The sequence below is a fragment of the Frankia gtarii genome (assembly GCF_025403375.1).
In the GTDB taxonomy this organism is placed as follows: Bacteria; Actinomycetota; Actinomycetes; order Frankiales; family Frankiaceae; genus Frankia; species Frankia gtarii.
Window position 1 is genome coordinate 1 of record NZ_JAMPTM010000270.1, and the last position, 9,015, is coordinate 9,015.

Consider the following 9,015-nt stretch of genomic DNA (forward strand, 5'->3'; position numbering starts at 1 on the left):
GCCCTGGCATCGCCCCCGCGGCGGACCCGACCACCCCACGGAACCTGACTGTGACGGACGAGATCCCTGCCCGGGAGGCGCCCGCCTCCGAGCGCCCCACACCGGCCGCGGACCCGGCCCGCGTCGCCCCGGCCCGCGTCGCCCCGGAATCGGCCGACCGCCGGCGGGCCGACCAGGAGGGGACGGTGCGGGCCGAGGACCTCTCCGCCCGGCTGGCGGAGCTGGGGCCCGGCGACGCCCACCGGCTCGGCCGCCGGCTCGCCGACAGCCGGCGTACCCGGGAGCCCGCGGCGCGCCGACGCGCCCTGCGGGCTATCGCCGCCGACGCCGAGCGAGCCGCCGCACGGGTGGCCCGACGCCGGGCCAAGGTGCCGGCGCTCAGCTACCCCGACATCCTGCCGGTGACGCAGCGCAAGGACGAGATCCTCGCCGCGATCCGCGACCATCAGGTCGTGATCATCGCTGGGGAGACCGGCTCCGGCAAGACCACCCAGCTGCCGAAGATCTGCCTGGAGCTCGGCCGCGGGGTACGCGGGATGATCGGTCACACCCAGCCGCGGCGGATCGCCGCGCGCACGGTCGCCGACCGCATCGCCGAGGAGCTTGGCACCCCCTCGCCGCAGGCGGGCGGGGTCGTGGGCTACCAGACCCGGTTCACCGACCAGGTGCATGACGACACCCTCGTCAAGCTGATGACCGACGGCATCCTGCTGGCCGAGATCTCCACGGACCGGTCACTGCGCCGCTACGACACGCTCATCATCGACGAGGCCCACGAACGCAGCCTCAACATCGATTTCATCCTCGGCTACGTGCGCTCGCTGCTCCCCCGCCGGCCGGATCTCAAGATCATAATTACCTCCGCGACGATCGAGACGGCCCGGTTCTCCGCGCATTTCGGCGACGCCCCCGTCATCGAGGTCTCCGGGCGCACCTACCCGGTCGAGGTCCGCTACCACCCGCTGGTGCCGGGCGCCCGCGACGCCGACCCGGCCGACCCGGACGCGCCGCCGCCCACCGAGGAATCGGGCGGCGGTCGCGGGGCCGGTCGGGCACGCGGCGGCGGAAGCGGCGGGAACGGCGGAAGCGGCGGAAGCGGCGGGCCGGGCGGGCGGCGTGGCCAGCCGGCCGAGACCGAACGGGATCAGACTCAGGCGATCAGTGACGCCGTCGACGAGCTGTGCGCCGAGGGCCCCGGCGACATCCTCGTGTTCCTCAGCGGGGAACGGGAGATCCGGGACACCGCCGAGGCGCTCGCCCGCGAACAGCGGCCGCACACGGAGATCGTGCCGCTCTACGCCCGGCTCTCCGCCGGCGAGCAGCACCGGGTCTTCCAGCCACACACCGGGCGGCGGGTGGTGCTGGCGACCAACGTCGCGGAAACCTCGCTGACGGTTCCCGGCATTCGTTACGTCATCGACCCCGGCACCGCGCGCATCTCCCGGTACAGCCATCGGACGAAGGTGCAGCGCCTGCCGATCGAGCCGGTCTCACAGGCGTCCGCGAACCAGCGCAAGGGCCGGTGTGGACGCACCGCGGACGGCATCTGCATCCGGCTCTACAGCGAGGAGGACTTCGCCGGCCGACCCGAGTTCACCGATCCGGAGATCCTGCGGACGAACCTGGCCTCGGTGATCCTACGGATGGCCGATCTGGGGCTGGGCGACATGGCCACCTTCGGCTTCCTCGACCCGCCCGACCCGCGCCAGATCAGCGACGGCGAGCTGCTGCTCACCGAGCTCGGGGCGTTCGACGCGGGCAGCGCCGACACAGGCGCAACCGACACAGGCGCAACCGGCTCGGGCCGGGTCGCATCGGGCCGGCGGATCACGCCGATCGGGCGGCGCCTCGCGCAGATCCCGGTGGATCCCCGGCTGGCCCGCATGGTCCTCGCCGGCGACGAGCAGGGCTGCCTGCGGGAGGTGCTGGTCATCGCGGCGGCGCTGGCCATCCAGGATCCGCGGGATCGCCCGGTCGAGCACCAGCAGGCCGCCGACGAGCGCCACGCTCGGTTCGCCGACCCGACCTCGGACTTCCTCGCCTACCTGAACCTGTGGAACTACCTGCGCGATGCCCGCGGCGAACTGTCCGCGAACCAGTTCCGCCGGATGTGCCGGACCGAGTTCCTCAACTACCTGCGCATTCGCGAGTGGCAGGACGTCCACGGCCAGCTCGCCGCCGTGGCCCGCGGCCTGGGCCTGAACGCCGAAGCCCGCTCCGGCGACCGCACCGACCACACCGGCACCGGCACCGGCACCGGCACCGGCGACAGTGGGGGTGGCGGTGGCAGTACGGCCGATCCGCGGGTGGTGCACCAGGCGCTGCTGACCGGCCTGCTGTCGCACATCGGCCGGTACGACGCGGAGCGCCGCGAGTACGCCGGGGCCCGTGGCAGCCGGTTCGCACTGTGGCCGGGGTCGGCGCTGGCCCGAGGCCGCGGCCGGGCCGACCGCGCCGGCGCCGCCGAGGCCACCGCCACGGACGGGACGGGGCCGGACACGCCGCGGCAACGTCCGTCCGGGCCGCCGGCCTGGGTGATGGCCGCCGAGCTCGTCGAGACCTCGCGCCTGTGGGGGCGCACCGCGGCGCGGATCGACCCGGACTGGATCGAGCCGCTGGCAGGGCATCTGGTGCACCGCACCTACAGCGAGCCGCGCTGGTCACGCCGGCAGGGAGCGGTGCTCGCCGACGAGCGGGTGACGCTGTACGGGGTGACGATCGTCGCCGGCCGCCCGGTGCAGTACAGCCGGGTCGACCCGGAGCTGTGCCGGGAGCTGTTCATCCGCCATGCCCTGGTCGAGGGCGACTGGCAGACCCGGCACGAGTTCTTCCAGCACAACCTGCAGTTGCTCGCCGACGCCGAGGAGCTGGAGCACCGGGCTCGCCGGCGCGACATCGTCGTCGACGACGAGGCCCTGTTCGGCTTCTACGCCGAACGCATCCCGGCCGACGTCGTCTCCGCCCGGCACTTCGACGCCTGGTGGCGCAAGGCCAGACGCGACACCCCCGACCTGCTCGACTTCCCCCGCTCGCTGCTCGTCTCCGCGGGCGCGGCGGACGTCCGCGAGTCCGACTACCCCGACGTCTGGCGGCTCGGCGACCTGGCCCTGCCGTTGAGCTACCAGTTCGAACCGGGCGCGGCGGCGGACGGGGTCACCGTGCACATCCCGCTGGCGGTGCTCAACCAGGTGGGCGCCGAGGGCTTCGAGTGGCAGGTCCCAGGACTGCGCGAGGAGCTGGTGACCGCGCTGATCCGCGGGCTGCCGAAGGTGGTCCGGCGCAGCTTCGTCCCCGCGCCGAACTACGCCCGCGCGGTGCTCGAGCAGCTCTCCCCCGGCCAGGCGCCGCTGCTGGTCGCGGTCGAGCACGAGCTGCGCCGGATGGGCGGGCCGGAGATCCCGCGGGACTCCTGGTCGCTGGCCGCCGTCCCCGGCCATCTACGGATCACCTTCCGGGTCGAGGAGGCCCGCGGGGCGGTGCTCGCCGAGGGCAAGGACCTCGACGCGATCAAGCAGCGACTGCGGCCGCGGACCCGGGAGGCCGTCGCCGCCGCGGCCGACGGCGTCGAACGTGGCGGGCTGCGGTCCTGGGACGGCGTCGGCAGCCTGCCCAAGGTCGTGGAGCTGCGCCGCGGCGGCCATGTCGTCAAGGCGTTCCCGGCGCTGGTCGACGAGGGCAGCTCCGTCGCGGTCCGGGCCACCGACACCGAGACCGAGCAGCGCCAGGCGATGTGGGCCGGCACCCGCCGGCTCGTGCTGCTCGGCGTCGCATCGCCGATCCGCGGCCTCAACGGCCGGCTGTCCAACGCGGCGAAGCTCGCCCTGAGCCACAACCCGCACCGCGACGCCGCCGACCTGCTCGACGACTGCGTGCGCGCCGCCGCCGACCGGCTCATCGCCGCCGCCGGCGGACCGGCCTGGGACGAGGCGGGCTTCACCGCGCTGCTCGCCGCGGTGCGCGCCGGCCTGCCCGAGGCGTCGTTCGCGGTCGTCCGCGAGGTCCAGCAGGTCCTCGCGCTCGCGCACAGCGTCGATCTGGCGCTGCGTGAGCTGCGCGCCCCCACGCTGGCCGCCTCCGTCGCCGACGCCCGCGGGCAGCTCGACGCGCTGATCCACCGCGGCTTCGTCACCGAAACCGGGGCGGACCGGCTGGCCGATCTCGTCCGCTACCTCACCGGGCTGCAGCGCCGGTTGGAACGGCTACCCCGTGACCCCGCCCGCGACCGGATCAACACGGCGACCGTCGGGCGGACCTGGGAGGCGTACCGGGAACTGCTCGCGACGGTGCCCGCGGGTCGGGAGCCCGGCGAGGAGATCCGCCGCATCCGGTGGATGCTCGAGGAGCTGCGCGTCAGTCTGTTCGCCCAGAACCTGCGTACCCCGTATCCCGTCTCCGAGGAACGCGTCTACCGCGCCATCGACACTCTCCTCGGCTGACGGCCTCCTCGGCTGACGGCCTCCCCGGCTGACGGCCTCCCGTCCGGCGCACCGGCCGGCCGGCCGGCGCGACCCGGACCGTGTCCGGTTACGGACCCTCGTCCGGGGCGACGAGGACTTCCGGGGCGGCGGAGACGTCCACGGCCGTGGAGCCGTCGGGGACGAGGGAGCCACCCGGGGTGGCCCAGCCGCTCGGGGCCGCGGAGATCGTCGCGGCGGAGGTGGCGGCGGTGTCCGGGAAGGCGGTGTCCGGGAGGGCGGAGTCCGGGAGGGCGGAGTCCAGGGAGATGGGGGCGGAGAAGTCCCACAGGGCGTCGGTGGCCCACCCTGGCCAGGCGTGGCCGCCGTCCCAGGTGAGGTGGCGGATCTCGGAGCCGGGGGCGAACCGGGTGGCCTCCGTCTCGCCGTCGGGCAGGTTCATCTTCAGGTAGTCCGACCAGCCGCCACGCCATGGCACGGTCGTGTCCGCGGTGCCGTGGATGTGCAGCAGCCGGACGGGGACGGTCGGGCAGGACACCATCGTCTGGCCGCCGACCATGCCGACGGCGGCGACGAGGTCAGGAGCCTCGCAGGCGACCCGGGCGGCGAGCATCGCGCCGTTGGAGAAGCCCCACACGTACACCCGGCTGCGGTCCACCGGGGTGTGGCTGGCGGCGTCGTCGACGACCTGGCGCAGGTAGCCGACGTCGTCGGTGGTGGCCTGGCCGCAGCAGCCGCCGGCGTTCCACGCCTCGTGGACGCCGACCCCGTAGGCGACCGCGAAGCCGTGGGTGTCGGCGAACGGATCCGCCCCGGACATCTCCCGCATGTTCTCGGGGCTGTTGAGCAGGCCGTGCAGAAGGATCACCAGCGGGCGGGCCGTGCCGCGGAACGTGGGCGAGAGCCGCACGTCGGTGTGGAGCTGGTAGGTCCGCCCGGAGGGCAGGCGGTGCACCGTGTCCGCGGACCGCGCCGGCGGAGTGGACGCGGCCGTGCGAGGCGCGGTCGAGGCGGAAGGCGCGGTCGAGGCGGAAGGCGCGGTCGAGGCGGAAGGCGCGACGGAGGTAAACGGCGCGACGGAGGTTGCCGTGCCGGGGGCCGCAGCCAATCCGGTGACCGCGGACGATCCGGCGGTGGCGGACGATCCGGCGGCGGGGTAGGTGACGGCAGGGAGCCGGGGCGCAGCCATGGGGGTGGAGGCGGTGGGCGCGGCGGCTACCGAGGACGGGCCGGAGAAGTTGGCAGCGCCGGCCGAGGACCCTGCGGTGGCCGTCGTGGCCGAGGTGACCGACGCGGCGTTGGCCGACGCGGATGACAACGGCGACATCGCCGCGAGGACGAGGGTGGCCAGGCCGATGGCGACCACGGCGACGATCCCGACCCCACGCAGCAGCCGTCCCCGCCGGGACAGCCTGACCCGCGCCCAACGCAGCACGGACACCGTCCTCTCAACTCCTCGTCTCCGCCCGGTCAGAGCGGTCATGCTAACCCGCTTCCCGTCAAGGACTCCTATACCGGCCTAGAACAGCACAGTCGGAGCCGTTTCGGCCGACTCGGACGGTCCACGCACCCGCCTGGGTGCGCCCGACCGTGCCGCGACCGCCCGGACGCGGGCACCCGCCCTACTCGGGCCACTCGTCGCGCGTGGACACCTCCGGTCCCGGAGGGACGGCCTAGCGCAGCGCCGTGACCGAGGTTCCGGCGACCGCCGAGCACACGTGTAGAACGGCTTCCCGGCCGGCGCGGGCGGAATAGGCGGGTTGGAACGCCGCTGTGAACGGGCCGAGCCGGTCGCGGTCCACGAGGGCCACCGCGCAGCCCGCGAACCCGCCGCCGGTCATCCGGGCACCGAAGCAGCCCGGGGCGCCGCTGGCCGCGGCCACGGCCGCGTCGAGCTCCGGTCCGGATACCTCGAAGTCGTCCCGGATGCCCCGATGGCCGGCCAGGAGCAGCCGGCCGGCGGTCTCGGCATCCCCGCGGGCCAGCGCGCCGGCGACCACGTCGACCCGCGCGTTCTCGGCGATGACGAAGCGGGCGCGGCGCAGCGCCACCGGGTCGAGCCGGCTGGCGGCATCCGCCGGCAGGGCGTCGAGGTCGCGCAGGGCCGGCACGCCCAGCGCCCGGGCGGCGCGCGCGCATTCGGCGCGCCGGTCGGCGTAGGCGCTCGTGACGAGCTGGCGCCGCGAGCCGGTGTCGATGACGACGACGGCGAGTCCGGCCGGCAGCGGGACGGGTGTGACGGTCAGCGTCCGGCAGTCGATGCGCAGGACGTGCCCGGCGATCCCCCCGACGCAGGCAAGCTGGTCGAGCAGGCCGGTGGCGGCGCCGACCCAAACGTTCTCGGCGCGCTGGGCGAGCCGGGCGAGTTCCGTCGGTGCCGGCACCGCTCCGGCGAGGTGGGTGCAGGCCACGGCGACGGCGAGTTCCAAAGCGGCGGAGGAGGACAGGCCGGCGCCGAGGGGGATGTCGCTGGCCAGCGCGCCCTGCCATGGCACCAGGCCGGTCGCGGCGAGCTGGACCGCCACGCCCTCGACGTACCGGGCCCAGCCGGTCGCGCGGGCCGGCGGCGGCGTGTCCGCGGCGGGCGGCGGCAACGGGACGACGGCGGGCGTCGGGTCCTGCTCGGACACCAGCCGCAGGTGCGCACCGATGCCGGTCCCCGCGGCCGGGAGGTCATCGGCGCGGCGCAGGGCGATGCAGAGTTCGCGGTCGATCGCCACCGGCAGGCACAGGCCGTCGTTGTAGTCGGTGTGCTCGCCGATGAGGTTGACCCGGGCCGGTGAGCGCACCAGATGCGTCGGCTCGCGGCCGTAGGCCGTCACGAACTCCCGCACCGCCCGCAGCGCGGCCGGCACCACCATCAGACCGGTCGGATGCGCAGCGGCGCGACCGAGGTCGGCTCGAGGCCGCCAGGCAGGGTCGCCTCGCCGTCCCAGGTCTGCGCCATGACCGCACGCAGCCGGCCCGCGGCGTCCTCAGGGGTGAGGTCGCGTGCGGGCTCCGCAAGCATCTCGTAGCCGACGAGATGCTTGCGGATCGTCGGTGAACGCAGCAGCGGCGGGTAGAAGTGGGCGTGGAGCTGCCAGACCCCCTCGGAACGGCGCCGCGAACGGGTCGCCCGGCTCGCGGCGCCCGCCGGATGCGGGCCCGGGGCGCCGTGCCAGCCCATCGAGAACGGGAACGGGTGGTCGAACAGGGCGTCGTAGCCCGCGAGCAGCCGGCCCAGCACGTCGGCCAGGCTGTCGCGCTGGGCGTGGTCGAGCTCGGCGAGCCGCTGGACGGGCCGGCGCGGCAGCAGCAGCGTCTCGAAGGGCCACACCGCCCAGAACGGTACGACGACGAGCCAGTCCTGGTCGTCGAGGACGATCCGCTCCTCGGCGCGCGTTTCGGTTCGGATGTAGTCGAGCAGCAGGGAGCTGCCCGACTGGGCGAAGTGCTCCCGCTGGTGGGTGTCCTCGGCGGCGGCCTCGTCGGGGAGCGCGTCGCAGGTCCAGATCTGCCCGTGCGGGTGCGGATTGGAGGCGCCCATCGCGGTGCCGCGGTTCTCGAAGACCTGCACCCAGCGCCACCGCTCGGACAGTTCGGCCTCCTGCGCGGCCCACGTGTCGACGACCGCGCGGACCTCGAAGGATGACATGTCGACCAGCCCCCGCCCGTGGTCCGGGCCGAAGCAGACCACCCGGCAGGTCCCGTGCGCGGGGGCGCTGCGCAGCAGGCCGCCCTGGTCGGCGCCGGGCTGATCGGCGCCGGGCTGATCGGCGCCGGGCTGATCGGGATCGCTCGCGGCGGGTCGCAGCGCCGGGAAGTCGTTGGTGAACACGTACGTGCCTCGGTAGTCGGGGTTGCGGACACCGCCCGCACGCTCATTGCCGGGGCACAGATGGCAGGCGGGGTCGTGCGCGACGGCGGGGGGCGTCACCGCCGTCTCCCGACCGCCGTGCCAGGGGCGCCGAACCCGCCCCGGCGAGACCAGAACCCAGCGGCCGGTCAGTGGATTGAACCGCCGATGCGTGGTGTCGTCCATCGAATCGACAGCCTGCCACGGACGAGGCCGAGCCAGCCCCGTCCGGACCACCCCGGAAGATCTACCGGCGACCACGACAGGGGAACATCCGCACCGCCCAGTTACCTGACGCAACGCCTCGATGACCCTAGAGTCAAGGGAGGGGTGCCGGCCCGGCGCACTGGCGACAACCCGTACACGCGGCGATCCGGACAGACGGCAGGCGGCGCAGTCGGCGCGCCGCGGCCGGCCGAAGCATGCAACGCGCATCACACGGCGGGGCCGGTCGGCGGCACCGACCGGCCCGGGAAAGGTGGGCGGGGAGTGACTCCTCTGAGGGTTGAAGCCGTCAGCTTCTCAGGCCGCCCGCGCGTCAGCCCGACGGGCAAGCCCGGCCCACAGAATGTTGACAGCCGCCTCCTCGTCCGCGTCCGCGACATGCCCACACCGCACACAGACGAACGCGGCCCACGTGGGCCGGTTCTCCCTCGCCACATGCCCACAGGCCGCGCAGCACTGGGAAATGCGGCGGGCGTCAACCTCGACAACGACCCGCCCGACGCTTGCCGCCCCGGCACGCAACACCCCGAGGAACAC

Annotated in this window: 5 protein-coding genes; 1 reads left to right on the forward strand and 4 read right to left on the reverse strand. The window is 74.5% G+C overall.

All coding sequences use genetic code 11. From position 1 onward, the window contains the following. Positions 1 to 50: 50 nt before the first annotated feature. Positions 51 to 4,436, forward strand: coding sequence for an ATP-dependent RNA helicase HrpA (gene hrpA / locus NBZ83_RS26530; RefSeq protein WP_438803339.1), 4,386 nt, complete (start codon positions 51 to 53; stop codon positions 4,434 to 4,436). A gap of 88 nt (positions 4,437 to 4,524) precedes the next feature. Here the strand turns inward: hrpA and NBZ83_RS26535 are convergent, their stop codons facing one another. The 4 genes from NBZ83_RS26535 to NBZ83_RS26550 form a co-directional block, all read right to left on the reverse strand. Then, positions 4,525 to 5,856: a PHB depolymerase family esterase gene (locus NBZ83_RS26535; protein WP_261569183.1), complete on the reverse strand. Its 1,332-nt coding sequence runs from the start codon at positions 5,854 to 5,856 to the stop codon at positions 4,525 to 4,527. Positions 5,857 to 6,088: 232 nt separating this feature from the next. After that, positions 6,089 to 7,276: a galactokinase gene (galK, locus tag NBZ83_RS26540; protein ID WP_261569182.1), complete on the reverse strand. Its 1,188-nt coding sequence runs from the start codon at positions 7,274 to 7,276 to the stop codon at positions 6,089 to 6,091. After that, entirely contained in the window at positions 7,276 to 8,439 is a 1,164-nt protein-coding gene (locus NBZ83_RS26545; protein ID WP_261576010.1) for a UDP-glucose--hexose-1-phosphate uridylyltransferase, read from the reverse strand. Before NBZ83_RS26545 ends, galK begins: the two co-directional genes overlap by 1 nt. Before the next feature lie 336 nt (positions 8,440 to 8,775). Next, positions 8,776 to 9,015, reverse strand: a 240-nt coding sequence (locus NBZ83_RS26550; RefSeq protein WP_261576011.1) for a zinc ribbon domain-containing protein, incomplete at its 5' end; no start/stop codon positions are given.

Excerpts from the sequence above, each read along its gene's own strand:
- NBZ83_RS26545 (WP_261576010.1), bottom strand. The coding sequence starts at position 8,439 with ATGGACGACACCACGCATCGGCGGTTCAATCCACTGACCGGCCGCTGG.
- galK (WP_261569182.1), bottom strand. The coding sequence starts at position 7,276 with ATGGTGGTGCCGGCCGCGCTGCGGGCGGTGCGGGAGTTCGTGACGGCC.